The sequence below is a fragment of the Kosakonia sp. R1.Fl genome (genome assembly GCF_023516815.1).
Lineage (GTDB): Bacteria > Pseudomonadota > Gammaproteobacteria > Enterobacterales > Enterobacteriaceae > Kosakonia.
Window position 1 is genome coordinate 747681 of record NZ_JAMGSQ010000001.1, and the last position, 25276, is coordinate 772956.

Genomic DNA, 25276 nt, shown 5'->3' on the forward strand with positions numbered 1-25276 from the left:
CGAGGCGCACATGCTGGATAAAATTGTTATCGCCAACCGCGGCGAGATTGCACTGCGTATTCTTCGTGCCTGTAAAGAACTGGGCATCAAGACTGTCGCCGTGCATTCCACTGCGGATCGCGATTTAAAACACGTACTGCTGGCAGATGAGACCGTATGTATCGGTCCTGCGCCATCAGTAAAAAGCTATCTGAATATCCCGGCAATTATCTCCGCCGCCGAAATCACCGGCGCGGTGGCGATTCACCCGGGTTATGGCTTCCTCTCTGAGAACGCCAACTTCGCTGAGCAGGTTGAGCGCTCCGGCTTTATCTTCATCGGCCCGAAAGCTGACACCATCCGCCTGATGGGCGACAAAGTGTCGGCAATCACCGCCATGAAGAAAGCTGGCGTACCGACCGTACCGGGTTCAGACGGCCCGCTGGGCGACGATATGGATGCAAACCGCGCCCATGCTAAGCGCATCGGTTACCCGGTTATCATCAAAGCCTCCGGCGGCGGCGGCGGTCGCGGTATGCGCGTGGTGCGCAAAGACGCCGACCTGGCGCAGTCCATCAGCATGACGCGTGCGGAAGCGAAAGCCGCTTTCAACAACGACATGGTGTACATGGAAAAATACCTGGAAAATCCTCGCCACGTCGAGATCCAGGTGCTGGCCGATGGTCAGGGTAACGCTATCTATCTGGCAGAGCGCGACTGCTCCATGCAGCGCCGCCACCAGAAAGTGGTCGAAGAAGCACCAGCACCGGGCATCACCCCGGAACTGCGTCGCTATATCGGCGAGCGCTGCGCGAAAGCCTGTGTCGATATCGGCTATCGCGGAGCGGGTACGTTTGAGTTTCTGTTCGAAAACGGCGAGTTCTACTTCATCGAGATGAACACCCGTATTCAGGTTGAACACCCGGTTACCGAAATGATTACCGGCGTTGACCTGATCAAAGAGCAGTTGCATATCGCAGCCGGGCAGCCGCTGTCCATTAAGCAAGAAGAAGTGGTGGTGAAAGGCCATGCGGTGGAATGCCGTATTAACGCCGAAGATCCGAACACCTTCCTGCCGAGCCCGGGCAAAATCACCCGCTTCCACGCTCCTGGTGGGTTTGGTGTGCGCTGGGAATCGCATATTTACGCCGGTTACACCGTACCGCCGTATTACGATTCAATGATTGGCAAGCTTATCTGCTACGGCGAGAGCCGCGATGTGGCGATTGCGCGCATGAAGAATGCGTTGCAGGAGCTGATTATCGACGGGATCAAAACCAACGTTGATCTGCAGATGCGTATTATGAGCGACGAGAACTTCCAGCATGGTGGCACCAACATCCACTATCTGGAGAAAAAACTCGGTTTGCAGGAAAAATAATCTGCAATCAGCGCAAAAGGCCGGATCTTCCGGCCTTTTTTGTTTTTCTCTCCCCGGAACTTGCCCATAGGGTACAATCCCCGCTTTCTTCATTTACAAGGGACAAAAATGGACAACCGTTTTGTTCAGGCTCACAAAGAAGCCCGCTGGGCGCTGTGGCTGACCCTTCTTTATCTTGCCGCCTGGTTAGTGTGCGCTTACCTACCGGGTACAGAGCAGGGCTTCACCGGGCTGCCGCGTTGGTTTGAACTGGCCTGCCTGCTTACGCCGCTGGTATTTGTTTTACTTTGCTGGGCGATGGTGCGTTTTATCTTCCGCGATATCTCTCTGGAGGATAACGATGCAAACTGAAATTATCGCCGTGCTGATAATCTACCTGATCGTTGTCTTCGGCCTCTCTTTCTATGCGATGCGCCAGCGTAGCAGCGGTACTTTCCTGAGCGAGTACTTCCTCGGTAGCCGTTCCATGGGCGGATTTGTGCTGGCGATGACGCTGACCGCAACCTATGTTAGCGCCAGTTCGTTTATTGGCGGGCCGGGAGCCGCGTACAAATTCGGCCTTGGCTGGGTGCTGCTGGCGATGATCCAGGTTCCCACCATTTGGCTGTCGCTGGGCATTCTCGGCAAAAAATTCGCCATTCTGGCACGTCGCTACAATGCGATTACGCTCAACGACATGCTGATGGCGCGCTACCAGAGCCGCGCAGTCGTGTGGATCGCCAGCGTCAGCCTGCTGGTGGCCTTTGTCGGTGCGATTGCCGTGCAGTTTATCGGCGGCGCGCGTCTGCTGGAGACCGCGGCCGGCATCAAATACGAATCGGGCCTGCTGATCTTCGGCATTACTATCGCGTTGTATACGGCGTTTGGCGGTTTTCGCGCCAGTGTGTTGAACGACACCATGCAAGGCATGGTGATGCTGATCGGTACGCTGGTGTTGCTGGTCGGCGTGATCCATGCGGCGGGCGGATTGCATAACGCCGTTGATACCTTGCAGCATATCGATCCGAAACTGGTTAGTCCGCAGGGCGCACACGACATCCTTTCTCCGGCGTTTATGACTTCGTTTTGGGTACTGGTGTGTTTTGGCGTTATCGGTCTGCCGCATACCGCTGTGCGCTGTATTTCGTATAAAGACAGCAAGTCGGTGCACCGTGGGATCATTATCGGCACCATCGTTATCGCGCTGTTGATGCTGGGAATGCACCTGGCAGGTGCGCTGGGTCGCGCTGTGCTGCCGAATCTGTCGGTGCCGGATCAGGTCATTCCCACACTAATGGTCGAAGTGTTGCCACCGTGGGCCGCAGGGTTGTTCCTTGCCGCACCGATGGCCGCGATCATGTCCAACGTCAACGCGCATCTGTTGCAGGCTTCCGCGACAATTATCAAAGATCTGTGGCTAAGCGCGCAGCCGACTAAAATTCGTCATGAGCCACGCTTAAAACGCATTTCCACCGTGACAACGCTGGTACTCGGCATTTTGATGATGCTGGCGGCATGGCGTCCGCCAGAGATGATCATCTGGCTGAACCTGTTAGCGTTTGGTGGGCTTGAAGCGGTATTCCTGTGGCCGCTGGTGCTGGGTCTTTACTGGGATCGCGCTAATTCCACCGGCGCGCTCAGCGCCATGATTGTTGGCGGTGCGCTGTATGCCGTGCTCGCCACCTTTAATATTCAGTACCTGGGCTTCCATCCGATTGTGCCCTCGCTGCTGTTAAGTTTGCTGGCCTTCATTGTCGGGAACCGTTTCGGTCAACCCGTGCCGCAGGCCCCAACTATTTCTGTTAATGAATAAAGAGTTATGCCATGCCTTGGATCCAACTGAAACTGAACACCACCGGCGCAAATGCAGAAGATCTGAGCGATGCTCTGATGGAAGCGGGCGCGGTGTCCATTACCTTCCAGGACACGCACGACACGCCCGTATTTGAACCGCTGCCGGGTGAAACCCGTCTGTGGGGCGATACCGACGTTATCGGCCTGTTCGATGCGGAAACCGAGATGGCAGACGTCGTTGCCCAACTCGCTTTACACCCGCTGCTCGGCGAAGGTTTCGCCCATAAAATTGAGCAACTGGAAGATAAAGACTGGGAGCGCGAATGGATGGACAACTTCCACCCGATGCGCTTTGGCGAACGCCTGTGGATCTGCCCGAGCTGGCGCGAGGTGCCGGATGCCAATGCGGTGAATGTGATGCTCGATCCGGGTCTGGCATTCGGAACCGGCACGCACCCAACCACCTCGTTGTGTCTGCAATGGCTCGATGGCCTGGATCTTGTCGGCAAAACCGTGATCGATTTTGGCTGCGGTTCCGGGATCCTTGCGATCGCCGCCCTGAAACTGGGTGCGGCTAAAGCGATCGGTATTGATATCGATCCGCAAGCGATCCAGGCAAGCCGTGATAACGCCGAGCGCAACGGCGTTTCCGAGCGTCTCGAGTTGTACTTGCCGAAAGACCAGCCAGACGCGATGAAAGCCGATGTGGTGGTCGCCAATATCCTGGCTGGCCCTCTGCGTGAACTGGCGCCGTTAATCAGCGTATTGCCCGTCGAGGGCGGTTTGCTGGGGCTCTCTGGTATCCTTGCCAGCCAGGCAGATAGCGTGTGCGAAGCCTATACAGAGCTCTTTACTCTTGACCCGGTGGTCGAGAAAGAAGAGTGGTGCCGTATCACGGGACAGAAAAGGTAAAACTGAACGCGGCCTGCGGGCCACGTTTCGCGGAGCCAGCGCGCTGAACTGTCGAAAAAAGCAGCCAAAATGCCGATGAGAAAATTGCGAGCAGCTTCGCAAAAATCGTCATTTTTGTCTGAAAAAACAGCAGTTCAGCCGCTTATCACCCGTTAAAAAACGATAACTTGTGCGAATTTATGCGTTATGTGAAATTTTTATCTTTTACATAACCCTATGAAAAACATGATTTAATACGTTTATTGCCCCGGTGGACTGGCTATTCCTTGATCTACAACAGAGGATTGCTCAAAGTTTGGCCTTTCATCTCGTGCAAAAAATGCGTAATATACGCCGCCTTGCAGTCACAGTATGGTCATTTCTTAACTCATGCGCATCGGACACCACCAGCTCAGAAATCGCCTGATCGCAGCGCCAATGGCTGGCATTACTGACAGACCATTCAGGACGTTGTGCTACGAGATGGGAGCCGGTTTAACCGTATCCGAGATGATGTCTTCTAACCCACAAGTGTGGGAAAGCGACAAGTCCCGACTGCGGATGGTGCACATTGATGAACCCGGTATTCGCACCGTGCAAATTGCCGGCAGCGACCCGGATGAAATGGCGGAAGCCGCACGTATTAACGTGGAAAGCGGCGCCCAGATTATTGATATCAATATGGGTTGCCCGGCTAAAAAAGTGAATCGCAAGCTTGCAGGTTCCGCCCTGCTGCAATACCCGGATCTGGTGAAGTCGATCCTGACCTCGGTAGTTAATGCAGTGGATGTTCCTGTCACTCTGAAGATTCGCACGGGTTGGGCTCCAGAACACCGTAACTGCGTAGAAATTGCCCAACTGGCTGAAGAGTGTGGTATTCAGGCTCTGACCATTCATGGACGCACCCGCGCCTGTTTGTTCAACGGAGACGCTGAGTACGACAGTATTCGGGCAGTTAAGCAGAAAGTTTCCATTCCGGTTATCGCGAATGGCGACATTACTGACCCGCTTAAAGCCAGAGCTGTGCTCGACTATACAGGGGCGGATGCCCTGATGATAGGCCGCGCGGCTCAGGGAAGACCCTGGATCTTCCGGGAAATCCAGCATTATCTGGACACTGGGGAGCTGCTGGCCCCGCTGCCTTTGGCAGAGGTTAAGCGCTTGCTTTGCGCGCACGTTCGGGAACTGCATGACTTTTACGGTCAGGCAAAAGGTTACCGAATCGCACGCAAACACGTCTCCTGGTATCTCCAGGAGCACGCTCCGAATGACCAGTTTCGGCGCACATTCAACGCCATTGAGAATGCCAGCGAACAGCTGGAGGCGTTGGAGGCATACTTCGAAAATTTTGCGTAAACAGAAATAAAGAGCTGACAGAACTATGTTCGAACAACGCGTAAATTCTGACGTACTGACCGTTTCTACCGTTAACTCTCAGGATCAGGTAACCCAAAAACCGCTCCGTGACTCGGTAAAACAGGCACTGAAGAACTATTTTGCTCAACTGAATGGTCAGGATGTTAATGACCTGTATGAGCTGGTACTGGCTGAAGTAGAACAGCCACTGTTGGACATGGTGATGCAATACACCCGTGGTAATCAGACCCGCGCGGCGCTGATGATGGGCATCAACCGCGGTACGCTGCGTAAAAAACTGAAAAAATACGGCATGAACTGATAACCATCAGCTATGTTGTTGAATTAAAAGGCGCTAACCGGCATGGGGATGCGCCTTTTTTATTGAAATGACTGCACCGTTGACTGCACATCTTGCTGAACCATAGAGAACAAATCCATTGCAGCCAAGAGAATTCAGGTGTTTCAGCATAGGTTTTCTGACAGGTCTGATCCCCAGCCCCCCCGACAAAAAACGCGCGCGCGCGTAGCACGGAGAGCTGTTCGGTTAAAACCAACTCGCTAAAAGATCCGCGCTAATCCCCATTCGCCCCTGAACACTCGAAAAAATATTTTTCAGAAACTTCCTCGCTCCGCCCACTTCCATTCAGTTGGCAGGCGTTTTAGTTTTCAGTGGGGAAACTAACAGGGATCGGTTATGACGGAAGAAATGAGAGAAATTGAACGGAACCTTAAACACTTACTTTGCTGCCAGGCTTTGCAGCGCGCGTTCGGAGAACTTCGCGCCGCTCAGGAAACTATGTGGCACTTAGATAACGGCGAGTTGCCGCCGCTTTATGATGAGATCGATCGGTTTATAAAACTGGCTGACTGCATCGTCTAAAACGAAAGTGTGCGCGGAGCATTGACATCAAGGTGAGAATGAAGGTGCTTCATTAGATGTATCTGGTGAAGTGGTTGAAGAGCCATCAAACAAGTGGGGGCAAAAATAAAGTTTATATGTTTAAGTGTTCATACTGTTCATTATCTAAAAACAACCTTTAATATCAAATAATTAACTCATGATCACTTTCATATTAAGTGTTCATAAGTATTCATTTAACCCTACATCGAAAGGTCAATCTTTAACCTCTCCATGTATACCATGAACACTTGATGAACACTTATTGCTAGAGTGTTCATTGCTTAACTTGTTGTTGCTTAAAAACTTTTAAGCAACATGAACACTAGTGAATACTTATCTTATTAAAATAATCTCTGTCAAATGCTGTTGGTTATATCTGTACACATTGGTAACCAGTCTTCTGAATCCTCTTTAAGAGTAATATTTGAGCGCATACCCTGGGACATCCTCCGTTTCAAATACTCCTTCCCATATTCAGCCATTGCACCAGGCATATCTGAACCAAAGCGCGTAAGCGACACTGGTTTTCCCAGCCCATGAGCCGCCATGTATGACAGGTAAGCGTGATAAAGATATCGGCGCGGGCTGAACGGCAAGATTTCAGCGTTACCGATTAACATGCCATCGCATGTGTCAGATGCTTTTAAATAGCCGCAAAAATCGACCAATGAATCACCCTCACGCTTAATAGCCAGCGCCTCCTCTGATTTACGCTGCTCTGCCAGCAGCTCCCGCGCATCGTTCTGTACAGTGAATCGGGTTAATAGGTAGCGGATAATAACCGGCAGCTCACCCTCAATTTTCTCCACCAGCGTTGGGTCACGTTCTGATTCGCTAACTACCTCCGAGAAATTGAAAATAACCCGTCGACGCGAGATACCGCCGCTGCGGTCACTAAACGTCATGGCATTATTGTTTACGGCAAGCACAACCGCCGGGATACGGATTGAAAATGGAGCCTTGTGTTTCGGGTCAATAGATACTCGGTCACCACCGGTGATAGCCTTAATACCTGCCCCATCGCCAGCATAACGTGTCATATCCGGCAGGATGATAAGCGAAAACCCCACCACCAGTGCGCGCTCTCGTGGGTTCTCCAGCGCCGCCATACTGGCTGATACCGTATTTCCCTTGCCCGCTAGCATGGTGCAGATCTCCGCCATCACACTTTTTCCGCTGCCGCCTGGCCCGGTTACCTCCAGGAACAACTGCCAGTCGTAGCGGTTAGCCAGCACCATAAACAGCGCAGCCAGTAGGCGATCTGCTTTTGACTGATTCCTTGCCGTGGAATAGTGCAACCAGCGCCAGAAATTAGGGGCATGCTTTTCCAGAGATTCACCGTCTGCCGCCTGGCAGAAATCTGCATCACTGGCGATCAACAGCCAGTCGTTTTTGTCGTGCTCCCGAAAAGCACCGGCGCGGGTATCAAACACACCGTTACGGAAGCCGATCAGATGCCTGGCCGTAATGCCCATTTGCGGCAAGCTCAGTTTCATTGTGTCGACGGCGTTCTTCACACTGGTTTGTGAATAGGCGATCTCTGAATGAATGAATATACGCGCCATTTCCCGCTGCAAAACCTTGTCCTGTATCGGTTCCCATACCGCACCGTTATAGTGATGCACCGTGTCAGAATCACCATCAATAGCCAGCGCGTTATCGTAGCGCGCCGCCAGAACGTCACCGCGTTGGCTTGGCCCCATCTGGTTTAACGCCGGAACCGCAACGGGCAGACTTACTACAACTTCCTCGCCGCGTTCCGGCTCATTGCGCAGGCGCTCCAGATATGCCCGCCAGTCCTCTGGATCCCTGTCAGCTAAGCTTTTGTAGAGCTTAGCATCCTGAACACCGGCGACGGCTAGCTTCTTGGCAATAAGGTTGATCTGGATTGGCTCAATATCCCCTGCCAGATAAACGCGTGCTGATTGGCGACCATCATCAATGATTTGCAGCTTGTCCAGCATCTCCAGTTGTTTCGGACCGATATAAATTGGCGGTGTGTCATCACCAGCAATCGCCTCCCCTAATCCCTCTTCCCATTGTTTTGCATGTGCGTATGCGTCCTCACCTACAAAAATAATCGCTTCGGTGAATTTATCCTTTGGAAGAAGTTTTACATTCGGTGCGCGTGTCATTGTGATCCCTCACGGCTGGAGTTAATCATTTCCCGGAGCTTTGTGATTTCATCAGCCAGCACAAAATTGCGCTGGCCTGTGCTTTGATCACTCGCGCTGCCCTTGATATGATTGCCCTGCATTTCATGTTTTCTGTTGCGACGTTGGCGGCCCTGCACGGTCGCCTTTGTTTTATGCGTCATATCCCGCCCTTAAACCACTTTGCTGCATGTGTTCTGCCAGTCTGTAATCTCTGATAAAAGCCAGCCAACCGCGCGGCCACCAAGCTTACGGCGCGCCGGAAATTTGCCCTCTTTTTCCATCATGTATCGCGTAGTACGAGCGAGGCCGGTGATTTCCCGGCACTCTGGCTCGCGGATAGTGCGGTCTGTCAGGATTTGATTTACTGGTGAATTGCTCATTAGATAACGCCCTCGTTCATTAAGATTCGGGGGCGATTATGGTGATGGCAGATAATGTTCTGGGTGAATTCACTAAACCAGAGGGTGAATTCACTTTCTCCCCAAATACCGAGACCAAGTGTTTTTATCTGGACTATCGAACTCAATACCTTTATTTGCGGCGAGTGACTCAACCATGTTGATGAGTTTGCTCACTGGGGCAGTATCAATATCCACACCATCAAAATCAGGGATCAGTTTTAACAAAGTGGAGATTACAGATCCTTTTCGGTTGGCAGTCCTGGCGTGCTCTGGCAGTTCTTCTGCAAAGACATGCACATCAGACGAGAACGGCTTGCCTGTTAACTTGCCTATTTCATGCGCTGTCAGGTACAAGGGTAAATCATCCCGCTCAGGTTGAACGGCCATCGTGAATTCAACCTCTTTCTCATCAAAGTTGTGCGCCGGTGTTTTCAGCTTTGCCCGATAATCTGGATCTTCATCAATATTTAGATCCCAGTTACGCAACATTCTGCATGGCAGAGCAAACAAGCCAAAGGCGACGGCTGAGCGTTCCCCTCTCGCTAGAGCCTCGCTTATCTGCATCGTGCAATAGAAGCCTTTGATTTGTACTGCCCCATCAGTTAGCCAGGCAGCGGAAACGCCGTACACTCGCATTTTCATGAAGCAACAAATTTCAACCTGTCCGGTAGTTCCGAAGTGGATCAGGTCGTCGACTGTGCAACCGAGTTTTTCGGCAGCTAATGCAATCGGGTAATACAGTCGTTCCGGCAGTTTGGTTTTCTGTGTCATATCTACGCCTTTAACAACACAATATTTTCATGGTTATCAGCAACGAGGGATAAGCGATCTATCCATTTGTTCAATGCATCTAATTTCTCGGGCATGTACTGACTACGGTTGTAAACTGCCATTACGCCGCCTAATGTATGCCCCAACAACTGCTCCACGACGTGAGGGGCGATCCCCATATCGTTTAGCGTGGTGGAGAACGTCCGGCGAATGTCGTGCAGCGTCCACGGCTCAGAATGCCCCAAGCGTTTGTAGATACCGCGCCCCCACTGACTTACGGCTTCCGGTTTCTTTATCTCGCCCAAAAGCAGGCCTGTATGTCTGTGCTGTTCGATCAGAGCGGCTACGTATGGCCGGATAAATGCGGGAATTGGTCGGAGTATTTTTACGCCGCTTTTGCTGTGAGCTTTTGGCACCATCCAGATCCCTTCCTGTAAATCCCACTCGCTGATTGTTGATAACCTCAGTTCCTGCGTTCGGCAGCCAAACACCACCAGCAGGTGCAGCAGCGCAGCGTAATAAGGCTTGAATTTCCACCCCTGACTTTCACGCCAGATATCCGCCAATTCGTGCCGCGTATGCACCCTGTCTCGCTTCTCCTGCTTTTTTCCGACATCAATAGGAGTTAGATCGTCTAAAGCATTACTAACGGCGTAATTGTGAGTACGGCAATATTTCAGAGCTTGTTTGCACATTTGCAGCACGTAACCGGCAGCTACCGGATATTCACTCCTGATCCGGCTAAAGCATTCCAGCCAGTGCCGCGTCTCGCACATTGCGAGCGGGTAATCACCGATATAGGGGAAGATATGTTTATTCAGTTGCTCGACGTGCTTTTCAACATTGGCGCGCCGGTGCGTGGCATCTTCTCTGATCCAGTATTCAAGGGCCTCACGCACCGTTACTGGTGAGAGAGCTTCATGGGTTTTGACCTTGAGCTGGTGTTTAGGGTTTTTACCCTCAGCCAACCACGCGCGGCATTGGTCGCGCTTCTCTCTCGCTGCCTTGATTGACAGGTCTGGGTAATTTCCCAGCTTGAGGCGCTGTGAGTTTGTCTCTCGGCCACCGACACGATACGTAAAGTACCAGGTCAGAATGCCAGCCTTAGATACCTTTACGCTTAGCCCGTCACCATCCGCATAAAAACCTGCGAATCGCTCTCCTTTCCCAACCATTTTACGAAGAGATGTATCACTTAATTTATTCGTACCACCAGCCATAAAACCCTCAGTTCATATCGATTTCGCCGGAGCAGTGACTGCACCGTTAACTGCACATTTTACCGTTACTCCCTGAACGACAGTGAGCATCCGCACACACGAAAAGAGGTTTTCTTGTTTCATATCAACCAAATACGAGAATGCTAAAAAACCACGATAAACCGCATGAAACACCGTTTTAGAAAATACGGCATGAACTGATTTTTAATCAGTGAGTTGTATTGATAAAAAGGCGCTAACCGGCATGGGACAGCGCCTTTTTTATTGCCTGAAATAGCGCTAAAAACCCCGCTTTCCCTGTCATTCCGGGGTTGCGGATTCGTGTATATTTCAACAAATGGTTGCAAGAAAGGGAGATACGGAATGATTCGCAAGTATTGGTGGCTGGTGGCTTTCGCCCTGTCGATCCTCATGCTGGATAGCTTAATCATGTACTGGGTTGAGTATATGACCACCGAGATCGATAAATGCCGCAATATGAATTCCGTAAATCCGCTCAAACTGGTTAACTGCAATAATCTGTAAGTGGTTGCTTGTAGCGAAAATTCGCGAAAATGCAGTCATCACCCTGATTAACGCAGGGATTTAAATCATTTTGAGCCATCTCCATACGATGCTAATGTCTCAGCCCTTTTCGCCAGTCCGATCGTAGTAATGCGTAACGCCCTTAGTGAATGAGTTGATGACACCATGCTGGATAGCCAATACGACTATATCCTTGTTGTTGTTTCTTTTATCGTAGCCATTTTGGCCTCTTATACCGCCCTGAATATGGCCGGCCGAGTTTCCACCAGCAGCAAGGGATCGTCATGGGTCTGGCTCAGCGGTGGCGGCGTAGCGATGGGGATAGGCATCTGGGCGATGCATTTTATCGGCATGCTGGCGATGAACATGTCGATGAACATGCGCTACGAACCGTTTCTCACGGCCCTCTCCATGGTTATCGCGATCGGCTCTTCGTTGTTCGCGCTGTGGCTGGTGAGCGCCCCACATCTGCATCTGCGTCGCCTGATCCCGGGCGCAATTGCCATGGGCCTGGGTATTGCAGCGATGCACTATACCGGTATGGCGGCGCTGCAGGTCTCCCCGGCAATCATCTGGAATCTGAATTGGGTCGCCTTATCTTTAGCGATCGCGCTGGTCGCCTCTTTCGCCGCTCTGTGGCTCACATTTCATCTACGTCATGAAGCGGCTCAGGTTGCGCTAATGCGTTTTGGTGCGGCAATTTTAATGGGCGTCGCCATTGCTGGTATGCATTACACCGGCATGATGGCGGCTCAAATCCCTCACCAACATGCCATGGGGCATAACGGTTTTAACAATAACTGGTTAGCCGTACTGGTCGGTATGATGGCCTTCTCGGTGCTGGGCATTACGCTACTGGTGTCGATGTTTGATGCGCGTCTGCAGGCGAAAACCTCGCTCCTGGCAACTTCACTGGCGGCCGCAAACCGCGAACTGGCGCGGCTGGCGTTGCACGATACCTTAACGCGTCTGCCTAACCGCGTGTTGCTGGAAGATCGCCTTGAACAGGCCATCAACAAAGCCAAACGCGAAGGCTCGTTCTTCGCGCTGATGTTTATGGATCTCGACGGTTTCAAAACCGTCAACGACGCCTGGGGTCACGATGTCGGCGATAAATTGCTGGTCGCGGTGACCGATCGCCTGACGCAAAAATTAAAAGGGCAATACACGCTGGCGCGCATTGGTGGTGATGAGTTTGTTTTGCTGGCGGAAGTCAGCGCACCAGATGAAGCAGCAACGCTTGCCAGTTCGTTGGTACGCGTGATCGATAAGCCCTTCACTATCGATCCCTATGACGTGATGGTGACGCTAAGCGTCGGTATCGCGCTTTATCCACACGATGGCAAAAACGAGCGGGAACTGATGTTCAACGCCGATGCGGCGATGTATCACACCAAACATATGGGCCGTAACGGATACCACTTCTTTCAGCCATCGATGAACACGCTGGCGCAAACACAGTTGCAGTTACTCAATGATTTGTGGATGGCACTGGAGCGTCAGGAGTTCCGGCTGGTTTACCAGCCCAAATTTAAAGCCCCTGCGGGGCCAGTTATCGGCTTTGAGGCGCTGTTGCGCTGGCATCACCCTTACCAGGGCGTACTCACTCCGGATATTTTTTTGCCGCTGGCGGAGAAAACCGGTCTGATTGTGCCGCTCGGTAACTGGGTAGTGGATGAAGCCTGCCGTCAGCTTGGCGAATGGCGCAAAATGGGGCACCTGGACTGGTCAGTGGCGGTAAACCTTTCCACTCTGCAGTTCGAGCAGAATACCCTGGTGGAAACGATTATGGAGACGCTGAAAAAGCATGGTGTGCCGCCGCAAAAGTTAATCCTGGAAGTGACCGAAACCACGGCAATGAGCAATCCGGATGAGAGCGTGCGCGTGTTGACGGAGCTGACAGATGCGGGCGTTCAAGCCTCAATCGATGATTTTGGTACAGGCTACTCCAGCTTGCTGTATCTGAAACGTCTTCCGGCCTGCGAATTAAAAATCGACCGTGCATTTGTTCGCGAGTTAAGCCGGGAAGGCGAAGATGCCACCATCGTCTCCGCCATCGTGGCGTTAGCCAGAACACTGAATTTAAAAGTTGTGGCAGAAGGTGTGGAAACAGAAGAACAACAAAAGTTTCTTACCGAGCTGGGCTGCAATACACTGCAGGGGTATTTATTAGGTAAACCGGTGAGCGCGGAATCTATTACTTCTTACGGTAATAAATTTCCTCCGCCCGAGACGCTTTCCTGAAGCCAGATTGATTTAAATAAAGCGCCAGCAGGCGCTTTTGTTTTACCAAAGCCGTAAACTAGATTATTCTTATAAAAATAATGTTATTCACCATCTCTATTTAATCAAGCGCTTACGCATTGCAACAGAATTTTTTATTTCACCCTTCATCTTTTCTGCACTATTTAACCTGCGACGTAGTTTTGTCTTCATGATTTTTACAAAGAACATAATTTGAGATTATTGAACCGGGGAATTTGCGCATGCCAATGGTAAAATATGCCTTATCGATTCTGGACAGATGTCGTAATTATTGATATCGGGGATCGTGATTATTTCGAGGTAATATTATGAAAAAATTCATTTCCGTGGCATTACTGGCGACCTTCCTGGCAGGCTGTGCCCACGATTCTCCTTGTGTTCCGGTGTACGATGATCAAGGTCGTCTGGTACATACCAATACCTGTATGAAAGGCACAACTCAGGATAACTGGGAAACAGCCGGCGCAATTGCCGGTGGCGCTGCGGCGATTGCCGGCCTGACGCTCGGTATCGTAGCGTTGACTAAATAGTTTTAAAAAGCCAAATAGTTATAAAAAGCGCGGTTCGCCGCGCTTTTGCTTTATTAAGGTGCAGTTGATTTTGCATAAGTAAATTTTCAGCCCCATAAGCAGGCAGAAATAAAAAAACAAACTCAAACTGACTTTCATCTCAACCAACTGGTTTTCACACTTTCCTCTTTTTCTCTATTTTTGCGTGACACATTTCACAAAGCGATGCCAATCAATATATTGCTTATATTCACGCAAGAAACTTTCCTGTTATTAACCTCTTAACGGCACTCCCTTTTTGCTCTGTTTTGTGGCGCAGGTTGTATTTTTGCACCACAACGGGGCAATGGTTTTATTTTTTCCTGTCTACACTCTCAATATTGCGCCTGTGCTAGCCAAATAACGCCACGCGCAAAACTGGCACTACCTTTGCTTTAAAGAGTATGGCCATCGCCACAGACAGGTTCAGGCGTTTCCCGAACGCCTTATATAACGATAAATTTTTCGCCACACAGGATGCATTATGAAAAAGATGATGATCGCCAGCCTGGCCGCTGCCGGTGTACTGTTTGCTGTCGCAAATCAGGCACATGCAGGCGCAACGCTGGATGCCGTTAAAAAGAAAGGTTTCGTACAATGCGGTATCAGCGACGGTCTGCCTGGCTTTTCCTACGCGGATGCGAGCGGTAAATTCACCGGTATCGACGTGGACGTTTGCCGCGGCGTAGCCGCCGCCGTATTCGGTGACGACACGAAAGTTAAATATACCCCGCTGACGGCCAAAGAGCGTTTCACCGCCCTGCAATCAGGCGAAGTGGATATGCTCTCCCGTAATACTACCTGGACCTCTTCCCGTGATGGCGGCATGGGCCTGTCATTCACTGGCGTAACCTATTACGACGGTATCGGCTTCCTGACTCACAACAAAGCAGGCCTGAAAAGCGCTAAAGAGCTGGATGGCGCAACCGTTTGTATTCAGGCGGGCACCGATACTGAGCTGAACGTGGCGGATTATTTTAAATCCAACAAAATGAAATATACGCCGGTGACCTTCGACCGTTCCGATGAATCCGCGAAAGCACTGGAATCAGGCCGTTGCGATACACTCGCTTCCGACCAGTCTCAGCTGTATGCATTGCGTATCAAACTGAGCAACCCGGCAGAGTGGATCGTATTGCCGGAAGTGATCTCGAAAGAGCCGCTGGGGCCGGTGGTTCGCCGTGGTGATGATGACTGGTTCTCGATTGTTCGCTGGACGCTGTTCGCCATGCTGAACGCAGAAGAGATGGGTGTTAACTCGAAAAACGTCGATGAGAAAGCCGCTAACCCAGCAACGCCGGATATGGCACACCTGTTAGGTAAAGAAGGTGACTTCGGTAAAGACCTGAAGCTGGATAACAAGTGGGCTTACAACATCATTAAGAAAGTCGGTAACTATTCAGAGATCTTTGAACGTAACGTCGGTTCTGAAAGCCCGCTGAAAATCAAACGCGGCCAGAACAACCTCTGGAACAACGGCGGTATTCAGTACGCTCCGCCAGTGCGTTAATACGTAAGTGCTGTAACGGGCGCTACGCTTGCGTGGCGCCCAGCCCAGAGTCATGGTTACTGAGGTTTTCCTATGTCCCATCGCCGCCCAACCGTGAAAGGTGCCATCTCCCTTTCTAACCCTGCGGTTCGCGCCTGGCTGTTTCAAATCCTTGCGATTGTCGCCGTGGTCGTTGTCGCCATTTATTTGATACACAACACCGTTACCAACCTGAATAACCGCGGCATTACCTCCGGCTTTGCCTTTCTGGACCGCGCTGCCGGTTTTGGTATTGTTCAGCATCTTATTGATTATGAACAAGGTGACACCTACGGCCGTGTATTTCTTGTGGGCTTACTTAATACGCTGCTGGTTTCAGCGCTGTGTATTGTGTTCGCCTCGTTCCTCGGTTTTTTCCTTGGTCTCGCCCGCCTGTCGGAAAACTGGCTACTGCGGAAGCTATCGACCATCTATATCGAAACGTTCCGTAATATCCCGCCGCTGTTGCAGATCTTTTTCTGGTACTTCGCGGTGCTGCGTAACCTACCCGGCCCGCGCCAGGCGGTCAACGCAATGGAGCTGGTGTTTCTGAGCAACCGGGGCTTATATATCCCTTCCCCGCAAATGGGCGAGGGCATGTTGGCGTTCGTGGGCGCGATAATCGTGGCGGTGGCTATCGCCGTCGGTCTGTTTCGCTTTAATAAAATGCATCAAATCAAAACCGGGCAGCTACGCCGGACATGGCCTGCCGCGCTGGGGTTGATTATTCTGCTGCCGCTGGTAGCGCACTGGGTGTTTGGCGCAGCGCTGCACTGGGATGTTCCGCATCTGCGCGGCTTCAACTTCCAGGGCGGTATGGTGCTGATCCCAGAACTCGCCGCGCTTACCATTGCGCTGTCGGTCTACACTTCCGCGTTTATCGCTGAGATTATTCGTTCAGGTATTCAGTCAGTGCCCTATGGGCAGCACGAAGCGGCACGTTCTCTCGGCTTGCCTAATCCGGTAACGCTGCGGCAGGTGATTATTCCGCAGGCGCTGCGCGTGATTATCCCCCCGCTGACCAGCCAGTATCTGAATATCGCCAAAAACTCCTCGCTGGCAGCGGCAATTGGTTATCCGGATATGGTGTCGCTGTTTGCCGGAACGGTGCTGAATCAGACCGGCCAGGCGATTGAAACTATCGCTATTACCATGTCGGTTTACTTGCTCATCAGCCTGTCGATTTCATTACTGATGAACATCTATAACCGCCGCATTGCCCTGATTGAGCGCTAAGGAACCTTGATGACAAAAGCAATTCTGTCTCCCTCCACGCGCCAGACACCTGCAGGAAGCAATGGCGCGATAGTGTGGGTACGAAAAAATCTGTTCTCCAGTTGGTCAAACTCGCTGCTGACGCTGCTGTGTTTGTGGTTAATGTGGGAGTTGATTCCCCCTTTGCTGGACTGGGCGCTGTTTCAGGCGAACTGGTTTGGTTCGACACGTGCCGATTGTACGAAAGCAGGCGCGTGCTGGGTGTTTATACACGAGCGTTTTGGCCAGTTTATGTATGGCCTCTACCCGCATGATCAACGCTGGCGTATTAATGTGGCGCTGCTCGTTGGCCTGCTTTCTATCGCACCGATGTTCTGGAAAGCGCTGCCGCGTCGCGGGCGCTATATCGCTTGCTGGGCGGTGATTTATCCGCTTGTCGTGTGGTGGTTGTTGTTTGGCGGATTTCTGGGGCTGGAACGGGTTGAAACCCGCCAGTGGGGCGGTCTGACTCTGACATTGATCATCGCCTCTGTTGGTATTGCTGGCGCACTGCCACTGGGGATTTTGCTGGCGTTGGGTCGCCGTTCGAAAATGCCGGTGGTTCGCGTGTTATCGGTCATTTTCATTGAGTTCTGGCGCGGCGTTCCCTTAATTACCGTACTGTTTATGTCCTCGGTGATGCTGCCGCTGTTTATGTCGGAAGGTATCAGTATCGATAAACTGATCCGTGCGCTGGTCGGTGTGATCCTGTTTCAGTCCGCTTATGTGGCGGAGGTGGTGCGTGGCGGCTTGCAGGCGCTGCCGAAGGGGCAATATGAAGCGGCGGAATCTCTGGCACTGGGGTACTGGAAAACGCAAGGGCTGGTGATTTTACCGCAGGCGCTGAAGCTGGTGATCCCGGGGCTTGTGAACACCATCATTGCTCTGTTCAAAGATACGAGTCTGGTGATCATCATCGGCCTGTTTGATCTGTTCAGCAGCGTACAGCAAGCCACGGTCGATCCTGCATGGCTTGGGATGTCCACCGAAGGCTATGTTTTTGCTGCCTTAGTTTACTGGGTTTTCTGTTTTAGCATGTCGCGCTACAGCCAGCATCTGGAAAAGCGCTTTAACACCGGGCGTACACCGCACTGAGGATCCCCATGAGTAATACAACTATGCAATCTGCCGACGCGATGATTACGCTCGAAAATGTGAATAAGTGGTACGGGCAGTTCCATGTACTGAAAGATATTAATCTCAATGTGAAACAGGGCGAGCGCATTGTGCTTTGTGGCCCGTCCGGTTCTGGAAAATCGACAACAATTCGCTGCATTAACCATCTGGAAGAGCATCAACAAGGGCGCATTGTCGTTGACGGTATTGAGTTAAATGAAGATATCCGCAATATCGAAAAGATCCGCCAGGAAGTGGGAATGGTGTTCCAGCACTTTAATTTATTCCCGCATCTGACGGTCTTGCAAAACTGCACGCTGGCACCGATTTGGGTACGTAAGATGCCCAAAAAGGAGGCTGAAGCGCTGGCAATGCATTACCTTGAACGTGTTCGCATTGCCGAGCATGCGCATAAGTTTCCTGGGCAGATTTCCGGTGGTCAGCAGCAACGTGTGGCGATCGCCCGCTCATTATGTATGAAGCCTAAAATCATGCTGTTCGATGAACCAACTTCAGCGCTGGATCCGGAGATGGTAAAAGAGGTGCTGGATACCATGATTGGGCTGGCGCAGTCCGGTATGACGATGTTGTGTGTCACCCACGAAATGGGTTTTGCGCGTACCGTTGCCGATCGCGTGATCTTTATGGATCGGGGTGAAATCGTTGAACAGGCACCGCCGGAAGAGTTCTTCGCGAATCCGAAATCAGAACGTACTCGTGCGTTTTTGTCGCAGGTTATTCATTGATCTCTCCCCGATTGTTACAGGCCACTCATGCGGGTGGCCTTTTTTATTGCCGAGGCAGAAGCACGTCATGAAGTATGCTTATCAAAAGGTTTATTTCCGACTTTATTTCTTTGGCTACCGATATCACTGAGCTGGCTGAGCGCGCTTCTTAAAAATTCCGGGACACGCCAGCTAATACTGGCTTACATGCGAGCGGTTCTTTACTTCTTATGTACTTGCTTGTTTGCCCGAAGTTACCGACCCTCGCGGGTGGAGACCCCATGCTACCATCGGCGCTACGCATTTCACTTCTAAGTTAGTGAGTTTGATGTCTGGCTGTTGAAGAGGAACGGCTTGATCGCTACCTTTCACGTTCTGTGGTGCTTAAGCTTATTGATGCTCAAAGGGCTACACATCAGGGGAAAATGACTTGAGTACGACCGTCATGCTTGGTACTGCAGTAGAAAAGCAAAAGGCCCAGTCTTTCGACTGGGCCTTTTGCTTTATTTGATGCCTGGCAGTTCCCTACTCTCGCATGGGGAGACCCCACACTACCATCGGCGCTACGGCGTTTCACTTCTGAGTTCGGCATGGGGTCAGGTGGGACCACCGCGCTACTGCCGCCAGGCAAATTCTTTTCTAAGTGCCGAACTTTAACCGTTATAACTGGTGCTGATACCCAGAGTCGAACTGGGGACCTCACCCTTACCAAGGGTGCGCTCTACCAACTGAGCCATATCAGCACACTAAATTTGATGCCTGGCAGTTCCCTACTCTCGCATGGGGAGGCCCCACACTACCATCGGCGCTACGGCGTTTCACTTCTGAGTTCGGCATGGGGTCAGGTGGGACCACCGCGCTACTGCCGCCAGGCAAATTCTTTGTGCTCAAAACGAATCTTTCACCCTGAAGCGGCGTTGGCTGCTCTCGTAAAGTCAGTCACATACTTCTGCATGCTCCTTCCTTTCCTTCGCTTGCCGCCTTGCCTCAGCGTAAAATCTTTCGTTTTTACATATCCGGTATCAGGCTGAAATTCTGTCTCTCACGCCAAAACATCTTCGGCGTTGTAAGGTTAAGCCTCACGGTTCATTAGTACCGGTTAGCTCAACGCATCGCTGCGCTTACACACCCGGCCTATCAACGTCGTCGTCTTCAACGTTCCTTCAGGAGACTTAAAGTCTCAGGGAGAACTCATCTCGGGGCAAGTTTCGTGCTTAGATGCTTTCAGCACTTATCTCTTCCGCATTTAGCTACCGGGCAGTGCCATTGGCATGACAACCCGAACACCAGTGATGCGTCCACTCCGGTCCTCTCGTACTAGGAGCAGCCCCCCTCAATTCTCCAGCGCCCACGGCAGATAGGGACCGAACTGTCTCACGACGTTCTAAACCCAGCTCGCGTACCACTTTAAATGGCGAACAGCCATACCCTTGGGACCTACTTCAGCCCCAGGATGTGATGAGCCGACATCGAGGTGCCAAACACCGCCGTCGATATGAACTCTTGGGCGGTATCAGCCTGTTATCCCCGGAGTACCTTTTATCCGTTGAGCGATGGCCCTTCCATTCAGAACCACCGGATCACTATGACCTGCTTTCGCACCTGCTCGCGCCGTCACGCTCGCAGTCAAGCCAGCTTATGCCATTGCACTAACCTCCTGATGTCCGACCAGGATTAGCTGACCTTCGTGCTCCTCCGTTACGCTTTAGGAGGAGACCGCCCCAGTCAAACTACCCACCAGACACTGTCCGCAACCCGGGTAACGGGTCCACGTTAGAACACCAGCCATTAAAGGGTGGTATTTCAAGGGCGGCTCCACGCAGACTGGCGTCCACGCTTCAAAGCCTCCCACCTATCCTACACATCAAGGACCAGTGTTCAGTGTCAAGCTATAGTAAAGGTTCACGGGGTCTTTCCGTCTTGCCGCGGGTACACTGCATCTTCACAGCGAGTTCAATTTCACTGAGTCTCGGGTGGAGACAGCCTGGCCATCATTACGCCATTCGTGCAGGTCGGAACTTACCCGACAAGGAATTTCGCTACCTTAGGACCGTTATAGTTACGGCCGCCGTTTACCGGGGCTTCGATCAAGAGCTTCTCCTTACGGATGACCCCATCAATTAACCTTCCGGCACCGGGCAGGCGTCACACCGTATACGTCCACTTTCGTGTTTGCACAGTGCTGTGTTTTTAATAAACAGTTGCAGCCAGCTGGTATCTTCGACTGATTTCAGCTCCACGAGCAAGTCGCTTCACCTACATATCAGCGTGCCTTCTCCCGAAGTTACGGCACCATTTTGCCTAGTTCCTTCACCCGAGTTCTCTCAAGCGCCTTGGTATTCTCTACCTGACCACCTGTGTCGGTTTGGGGTACGATTTCGTGTTACCTGGAGCTTAGAGGCTTTTCCTGGAAGCAGGGCATTTGTTACTTCAGCACCGTAGTGCCTCGTCATCACGCCTCAGTGTTAAAGTGCTCCGGATTTGCCTGGAGCACACACCTTCACGCTTAAACCGGGACAACCGTCGCCCGGCTAACATAGCCTTCTCCGTCCCCCCTTCGCAGTAACACCAAGTACAGGAATATTAACCTGTTTCCCATCGACTACGCCTTTCGGCCTCGCCTTAGGGGTCGACTCACCCTGCCCCGATTAACGTTGGACAGGAACCCTTGGTCTTCCGGCGAGCGGGCTTTTCACCCGCTTTATCGTTACTTATGTCAGCATTCGCACTTCTGATACCTCCAGCATGCCTCACAGCACACCTTCGCAGGCTTACAGAACGCTCCCCTACCCAACAACACATAAGTGTCGCTGCCGCAGCTTCGGTGCATGGTTTAGCCCCGTTACATCTTCCGCGCAGGCCGACTCGACCAGTGAGCTATTACGCTTTCTTTAAATGATGGCTGCTTCTAAGCCAACATCCTGGCTGTCTGGGCCTTCCCACATCGTTTCCCACTTAACCATGACTTTGGGACCTTAGCTGGCGGTCTGGGTTGTTTCCCTCTTCACGACGGACGTTAGCACCCGCCGTGTGTCTCCCGTGATAACATTCTCCGGTATTCGTAGTTTGCATCGGGTTGGTAAGCCGGGATGGCCCCCTAGCCGAAACAGTGCTCTACCCCCGGAGATGAATTCACGAGGCGCTACCTAAATAGCTTTCGGGGAGAACCAGCTATCTCCCGGTTTGATTGGCCTTTCACCCCCAGCCACAGGTCATCCGCTAATTTTTCAACATTAGTCGGTTCGGTCCTCCAGTTAGTGTTACCCAACCTTCAACCTGCCCATGGCTAGATCACCGGGTTTCGGGTCTATACCCTGCAACTTAACGCCCAGTTAAGACTCGGTTTCCCTTCGGCTCCCCTATTCGGTTAACCTTGCTACAGAATATAAGTCGCTGACCCATTATACAAAAGGTACGCAGTCACACCCCGAAGGATGCTCCCACTGCTTGTACGTACACGGTTTCAGGTTCTTTTTCACTCCCCTCGCCGGGGTTCTTTTCGCCTTTCCCTCACGGTACTGGTTCACTATCGGTCAGTCAGGAGTATTTAGCCTTGGAGGATGGTCCCCCCATATTCAGACAGGATACCACGTGTCCCGCCCTACTCATCGAGCTCACAGCCTGTGTGCTTTTGTGTACGGGGCTGTCACCCTGTATCGCGCGACTTTCCAGACGCTTCCACTAACACACAAGCTGATTCAGGCTCTGGGCTCCTCCCCGTTCGCTCGCCGCTACTGGGGGAATCTCGGTTGATTTCTTTTCCTCGGGGTACTTAGATGTTTCAGTTCCCCCGGTTCGCCTCATTAACCTATGGATTCAGTTAATGATAGTGTGACGAGTCACACTGGGTTTCCCCATTCGGACATCGCCGGCTATAACGGTTCATATCACCTTACCGGCGCTTTTCGCAGATTAGCACGTCCTTCATCGCCTCTGACTGCCAGGGCATCCACCGTGTACGCTTAGTCGCTTAACCTCACAACCCGAAGATGTTTCGTGAAACATCCGCGTGTCGCGAAAATTTGAGAGACTCACAGAACAGTTCGCACTGTTCAGTGTTTCAATTTTCAGCTTGATCCAGATTTTTAAAGAGCAAAACTTCGCAGCACACACAGAATGTGTACTCTGAAGTTTTCTTGTGCCGAACAGTAAAGATGGTGGAGCTATGCGGGATCGAACCGCAGACCTCCTGCGTGCAAAGCAGGCGCTCTCCCAGCTGAGCTATAGCCCCATCGTAGTTAAATCCCGTTACCTTGAATTCGTTACCGGGCGCGGCGTGTTGACGCGAAGCATACTGAAGTATGTGAGCGTTAACACAACAAAGCACGGGAGCGAATTTGGTAGGCCTGAGTGGACTTGAACCACCGACCTCACCCTTATCAGGGGTGCGCTCTAACCACCTGAGCTACAAGCCTGCAGAGATTTTTTACTGCTCGTTATTTCATCAGACAATCTGTGTGGACACTGCAGAGGCAGGTTCTTTAAGGTAAGGAGGTGATCCAACCGCAGGTTCCCCTACGGTTACCTTGTTACGACTTCACCCCAGTCATGAATCACAAAGTGGTAAGCGCCCTCCCGAAGGTTAAGCTACCTACTTCTTTTGCAACCCACTCCCATGGTGTGACGGGCGGTGTGTACAAGGCCCGGGAACGTATTCACCGTGGCATTCTGATCCACGATTACTAGCGATTCCGACTTCATGGAGTCGAGTTGCAGACTCCAATCCGGACTACGACGCACTTTATGAGGTCCGCTTGCTCTCGCGAGGTCGCTTCTCTTTGTATGCGCCATTGTAGCACGTGTGTAGCCCTGGTCGTAAGGGCCATGATGACTTGACGTCATCCCCACCTTCCTCCAGTTTATCACTGGCAGTCTCCTTTGAGTTCCCGGCCTAACCGCTGGCAACAAAGGATAAGGGTTGCGCTCGTTGCGGGACTTAACCCAACATTTCACAACACGAGCTGACGACAGCCATGCAGCACCTGTCTCACAGTTCCCGAAGGCACCAAAGCATCTCTGCTAAGTTCTGTGGATGTCAAGACCAGGTAAGGTTCTTCGCGTTGCATCGAATTAAACCACATGCTCCACCGCTTGTGCGGGCCCCCGTCAATTCATTTGAGTTTTAACCTTGCGGCCGTACTCCCCAGGCGGTCTATTTAACGCGTTAGCTCCGGAAGCCACGCCTCAAGGGCACAACCTCCAAATAGACATCGTTTACGGCGTGGACTACCAGGGTATCTAATCCTGTTTGCTCCCCACGCTTTCGCACCTGAGCGTCAGTCTTCGTCCAGGAGGCCGCCTTCGCCACCGGTATTCCTCCAGATCTCTACGCATTTCACCGCTACACCTGGAATTCTACCTCCCTCTACGAGACTCAAGCCTGCCAGTTTCGGATGCAGTTCCCAGGTTGAGCCCGGGGATTTCACATCCGACTTGACAGACCGCCTGCGTGCGCTTTACGCCCAGTAATTCCGATTAACGCTTGCACCCTCCGTATTACCGCGGCTGCTGGCACGGAGTTAGCCGGTGCTTCTTCTGCGGGTAACGTCAATGAGCAAGGTTATTAACCTTACTCCCTTCCTCCCCGCTGAAAGTACTTTACAACCCGAAGGCCTTCTTCATACACGCGGCATGGCTGCATCAGGCTTGCGCCCATTGTGCAATATTCCCCACTGCTGCCTCCCGTAGGAGTCTGGACCGTGTCTCAGTTCCAGTGTGGCTGGTCATCCTCTCAGACCAGCTAGGGATCGTCGCCTAGGTGAGCCGTTACCCCACCTACTAGCTAATCCCATCTGGGCACATCTGATGGCAAGAGGCCCGAAGGTCCCCCTCTTTGGTCTTGCGACGTTATGCGGTATTAGCTACCGTTTCCAGTAGTTATCCCCCTCCATCAGGCAGTTTCCCAGACATTACTCACCCGTCCGCCACTCGTCACCCGAGAGCAAGCTCTCTGTGCTACCGTTCGACTTGCATGTGTTAGGCCTGCCGCCAGCGTTCAATCTGAGCCATGATCAAACTCTTCAATTTAAAAGTTTGATGCTCAATGAATTAAACTTCGTAATGAATTACGTGTTCACTCGTTGAGACTTGGTATTCATTTTTCGTCCGAGGACGTCAAGAATCCAGTCACCCTGAGTGCCCACACAGATTGTCTGATAAATTGTTAAAGAGCAGGTGCGACGCGCTTTAGCGCTCTGTCGCGAGGTGGCGTATATTACGCTTTCCTCTTTCAGAGTCAACCCTGAATTTCAGGATTTTTTCTCTTTCGTTTTCTCGACTATCTCGTGAAGTGATTCACGTTGTCGGGTCAACGGAGGCGCATTATAGGGATCCCAATTTTTTGCACAAGTCTTTTTGCGATCTTTTTTTCTGACTGCTGTTTTTTCATTCTTTTCGCTGCGATCCCGTACGATCTGCTCAAATAATGGTATGTAAAAGGGTTGCAGAAGGCCTTTCTTGCGATCAAAGTCATTATCCCGGCCT

19 protein-coding genes, 3 tRNA genes and 4 rRNA genes are annotated in these 25276 nt (G+C 51.7%); 14 read left to right on the forward strand and 12 right to left on the reverse strand.

Going from position 1 to position 25276, the window contains the following annotated elements; genetic code table 11:
• The first annotated feature begins 10 nt into the window (after nt 1-10).
• The 7 genes from accC to M8Q36_RS03490 all read left to right on the forward strand — a co-directional run bounded on the left by accC (nt 11) and on the right by M8Q36_RS03490 (nt 6263).
• Nucleotides 11-1360: an acetyl-CoA carboxylase biotin carboxylase subunit gene (gene accC / locus M8Q36_RS03460; protein WP_249880034.1), complete on the forward strand. Its 1350-nt coding sequence runs from the start codon at nt 11-13 to the stop codon at nt 1358-1360.
• Between the two features lie 108 nt (nt 1361-1468).
• Nucleotides 1469-1711 (forward strand): YhdT family protein, encoded by a 243-nt coding sequence (locus M8Q36_RS03465; RefSeq protein WP_017457282.1) that lies wholly within the window; start codon nt 1469-1471, stop codon nt 1709-1711.
• Complete coding sequence (gene panF / locus M8Q36_RS03470) at nt 1701-3152, forward strand: sodium/pantothenate symporter (protein ID WP_249880035.1); 1452 nt, start codon at nt 1701-1703, stop codon at nt 3150-3152. The genes M8Q36_RS03465 and panF overlap by 11 nt, the downstream gene beginning before the upstream one ends.
• 11 nt (nt 3153-3163) lie before the next feature.
• Nucleotides 3164-4045, forward strand: a complete 882-nt coding sequence (gene prmA / locus M8Q36_RS03475; RefSeq protein ID WP_249880036.1) for a 50S ribosomal protein L11 methyltransferase — start codon at nt 3164-3166, stop codon at nt 4043-4045.
• A gap of 369 nt (nt 4046-4414) precedes the next feature.
• Nucleotides 4415-5380, forward strand: coding sequence for a tRNA dihydrouridine synthase DusB (gene dusB / locus M8Q36_RS03480; protein ID WP_044489505.1), 966 nt, complete (start codon nt 4415-4417; stop codon nt 5378-5380).
• A 25-nt stretch (nt 5381-5405) separates the two neighbouring features.
• Nucleotides 5406-5702, forward strand: coding sequence for a DNA-binding transcriptional regulator Fis (fis, locus tag M8Q36_RS03485; protein WP_000462905.1), 297 nt, complete (start codon nt 5406-5408; stop codon nt 5700-5702).
• A 375-nt stretch (nt 5703-6077) separates the two neighbouring features.
• Nucleotides 6078-6263 (forward strand): hypothetical protein, encoded by a 186-nt coding sequence (locus M8Q36_RS03490; protein WP_249880037.1) that lies wholly within the window; start codon nt 6078-6080, stop codon nt 6261-6263.
• Nucleotides 6264-6640: 377 nt separating this feature from the next.
• On the opposite strand, the gene M8Q36_RS03495 is transcribed toward M8Q36_RS03490, so the two are convergent.
• The 5 genes from M8Q36_RS03495 to M8Q36_RS03515 all read right to left on the reverse strand — a co-directional run bounded on the left by M8Q36_RS03495 (nt 6641) and on the right by M8Q36_RS03515 (nt 10832).
• Nucleotides 6641-8419 (reverse strand): DNA primase family protein, encoded by a 1779-nt coding sequence (locus tag M8Q36_RS03495; RefSeq protein WP_249880038.1) that lies wholly within the window; start codon nt 8417-8419, stop codon nt 6641-6643.
• Nucleotides 8416-8601, reverse strand: a complete 186-nt coding sequence (locus M8Q36_RS03500) for a hypothetical protein (protein WP_249880039.1) — start codon at nt 8599-8601, stop codon at nt 8416-8418. Before M8Q36_RS03500 ends, M8Q36_RS03495 begins: the two co-directional genes overlap by 4 nt.
• Nucleotides 8602-8610: 9 nt before the next feature.
• Nucleotides 8611-8820: a helix-turn-helix transcriptional regulator gene (locus M8Q36_RS03505; RefSeq protein WP_249880040.1), complete on the reverse strand. Its 210-nt coding sequence runs from the start codon at nt 8818-8820 to the stop codon at nt 8611-8613.
• Nucleotides 8821-8910: 90 nt separating this feature from the next.
• Nucleotides 8911-9612, reverse strand: a complete 702-nt coding sequence (locus M8Q36_RS03510) for a hypothetical protein (protein WP_249880041.1) — start codon at nt 9610-9612, stop codon at nt 8911-8913.
• 2 nt (nt 9613-9614) lie between these two features.
• Nucleotides 9615-10832, reverse strand: coding sequence for a tyrosine-type recombinase/integrase (locus M8Q36_RS03515; RefSeq protein ID WP_249880042.1), 1218 nt, complete (start codon nt 10830-10832; stop codon nt 9615-9617).
• Between the two features lie 363 nt (nt 10833-11195).
• Here M8Q36_RS03515 and M8Q36_RS03520 point away from each other — a divergent pair, with 363 nt between their 5' ends.
• The 7 genes from M8Q36_RS03520 to M8Q36_RS03550 all read left to right on the forward strand — a co-directional run bounded on the left by M8Q36_RS03520 (nt 11196) and on the right by M8Q36_RS03550 (nt 18814).
• Nucleotides 11196-11357, forward strand: a complete 162-nt coding sequence (locus M8Q36_RS03520; protein WP_020455476.1) for a DUF2556 family protein — start codon at nt 11196-11198, stop codon at nt 11355-11357.
• A gap of 165 nt (nt 11358-11522) precedes the next feature.
• Nucleotides 11523-13601: a putative bifunctional diguanylate cyclase/phosphodiesterase gene (locus M8Q36_RS03525; RefSeq protein WP_249880043.1), complete on the forward strand. Its 2079-nt coding sequence runs from the start codon at nt 11523-11525 to the stop codon at nt 13599-13601.
• Nucleotides 13602-13930: 329 nt separating this feature from the next.
• Nucleotides 13931-14152 carry a lipoprotein gene (locus M8Q36_RS03530; RefSeq protein WP_017457276.1) on the forward strand — a complete coding sequence of 74 codons (222 nt, stop codon included), beginning with the start codon at nt 13931-13933 and terminating at the stop codon, nt 14150-14152.
• Between the two features lie 502 nt (nt 14153-14654).
• Nucleotides 14655-15680 (forward strand): amino acid ABC transporter substrate-binding protein, encoded by a 1026-nt coding sequence (locus M8Q36_RS03535; protein ID WP_020455478.1) that lies wholly within the window; start codon nt 14655-14657, stop codon nt 15678-15680.
• Nucleotides 15681-15752: 72 nt separating this feature from the next.
• On the forward strand, nt 15753-16934 hold the full coding sequence (locus tag M8Q36_RS03540; RefSeq protein WP_249880044.1) for an amino acid ABC transporter permease: 1182 nt from the start codon (nt 15753-15755) through the stop codon (nt 16932-16934).
• Between the two features lie 9 nt (nt 16935-16943).
• On the forward strand, nt 16944-18047 hold the full coding sequence (locus tag M8Q36_RS03545; RefSeq protein WP_249880045.1) for an amino acid ABC transporter permease: 1104 nt from the start codon (nt 16944-16946) through the stop codon (nt 18045-18047).
• An 8-nt stretch (nt 18048-18055) separates the two neighbouring features.
• Nucleotides 18056-18814 (forward strand): amino acid ABC transporter ATP-binding protein, encoded by a 759-nt coding sequence (locus M8Q36_RS03550; protein ID WP_017457271.1) that lies wholly within the window; start codon nt 18056-18058, stop codon nt 18812-18814.
• Between the two features lie 491 nt (nt 18815-19305).
• On the opposite strand, the gene rrf (M8Q36_RS03555) is transcribed toward M8Q36_RS03550, so the two are convergent.
• The 7 genes from rrf (M8Q36_RS03555) to M8Q36_RS03585 form a co-directional block, all read right to left on the reverse strand.
• Nucleotides 19306-19421 (reverse strand): 5S ribosomal RNA (rrf, locus tag M8Q36_RS03555).
• A 39-nt stretch (nt 19422-19460) separates the two neighbouring features.
• Nucleotides 19461-19536: transfer RNA gene (locus tag M8Q36_RS03560), tRNA-Thr, on the reverse strand.
• A gap of 14 nt (nt 19537-19550) precedes the next feature.
• Nucleotides 19551-19666: ribosomal RNA gene (gene rrf / locus M8Q36_RS03565) — 5S ribosomal RNA — on the reverse strand.
• A 195-nt stretch (nt 19667-19861) separates the two neighbouring features.
• Nucleotides 19862-22769 (reverse strand): 23S ribosomal RNA (locus M8Q36_RS03570).
• 179 nt (nt 22770-22948) lie between these two features.
• Nucleotides 22949-23024 (reverse strand) — tRNA-Ala (locus M8Q36_RS03575).
• Nucleotides 23025-23131: 107 nt separating this feature from the next.
• Nucleotides 23132-23208, reverse strand: a tRNA-Ile gene (locus tag M8Q36_RS03580).
• Nucleotides 23209-23280: 72 nt separating this feature from the next.
• Nucleotides 23281-24820, reverse strand: a 16S ribosomal RNA gene (locus M8Q36_RS03585).
• Together the 16S, 23S and 5S rRNA genes with 3 tRNA genes alongside form the textbook arrangement of a ribosomal RNA operon.
• Nucleotides 24821-25276: the final 456 nt, after the last annotated feature.

Bases quoted from the DNA above. Each gene is read 5' to 3' on its own strand.
- accC (WP_249880034.1), top strand. From the start codon at position 11: ATGCTGGATAAAATTGTTATCGCCAACCGCGGCGAGATTGCACTGCGT.
- M8Q36_RS03465 (WP_017457282.1), top strand. From the start codon at position 1,469: ATGGACAACCGTTTTGTTCAGGCTCACAAAGAAGCCCGCTGGGCGCTG.
- panF (WP_249880035.1), top strand. From the start codon at position 1,701: ATGCAAACTGAAATTATCGCCGTGCTGATAATCTACCTGATCGTTGTC.
- prmA (WP_249880036.1), top strand. From the start codon at position 3,164: ATGCCTTGGATCCAACTGAAACTGAACACCACCGGCGCAAATGCAGAA.
- dusB (WP_044489505.1), top strand. From the start codon at position 4,415: ATGCGCATCGGACACCACCAGCTCAGAAATCGCCTGATCGCAGCGCCA.
- fis (WP_000462905.1), top strand. From the start codon at position 5,406: ATGTTCGAACAACGCGTAAATTCTGACGTACTGACCGTTTCTACCGTT.
- M8Q36_RS03490 (WP_249880037.1), top strand. From the start codon at position 6,078: ATGACGGAAGAAATGAGAGAAATTGAACGGAACCTTAAACACTTACTT.
- M8Q36_RS03495 (WP_249880038.1), bottom strand. From the start codon at position 8,419: ATGACACGCGCACCGAATGTAAAACTTCTTCCAAAGGATAAATTCACC.
- M8Q36_RS03500 (WP_249880039.1), bottom strand. From the start codon at position 8,601: ATGACGCATAAAACAAAGGCGACCGTGCAGGGCCGCCAACGTCGCAAC.
- M8Q36_RS03505 (WP_249880040.1), bottom strand. From the start codon at position 8,820: ATGAGCAATTCACCAGTAAATCAAATCCTGACAGACCGCACTATCCGC.
- M8Q36_RS03510 (WP_249880041.1), bottom strand. From the start codon at position 9,612: ATGACACAGAAAACCAAACTGCCGGAACGACTGTATTACCCGATTGCA.
- M8Q36_RS03515 (WP_249880042.1), bottom strand. From the start codon at position 10,832: ATGGCTGGTGGTACGAATAAATTAAGTGATACATCTCTTCGTAAAATG.
- M8Q36_RS03520 (WP_020455476.1), top strand. From the start codon at position 11,196: ATGATTCGCAAGTATTGGTGGCTGGTGGCTTTCGCCCTGTCGATCCTC.
- M8Q36_RS03525 (WP_249880043.1), top strand. From the start codon at position 11,523: ATGCTGGATAGCCAATACGACTATATCCTTGTTGTTGTTTCTTTTATC.
- M8Q36_RS03530 (WP_017457276.1), top strand. From the start codon at position 13,931: ATGAAAAAATTCATTTCCGTGGCATTACTGGCGACCTTCCTGGCAGGC.
- M8Q36_RS03535 (WP_020455478.1), top strand. From the start codon at position 14,655: ATGAAAAAGATGATGATCGCCAGCCTGGCCGCTGCCGGTGTACTGTTT.
- M8Q36_RS03540 (WP_249880044.1), top strand. From the start codon at position 15,753: ATGTCCCATCGCCGCCCAACCGTGAAAGGTGCCATCTCCCTTTCTAAC.
- M8Q36_RS03545 (WP_249880045.1), top strand. From the start codon at position 16,944: ATGACAAAAGCAATTCTGTCTCCCTCCACGCGCCAGACACCTGCAGGA.
- M8Q36_RS03550 (WP_017457271.1), top strand. From the start codon at position 18,056: ATGAGTAATACAACTATGCAATCTGCCGACGCGATGATTACGCTCGAA.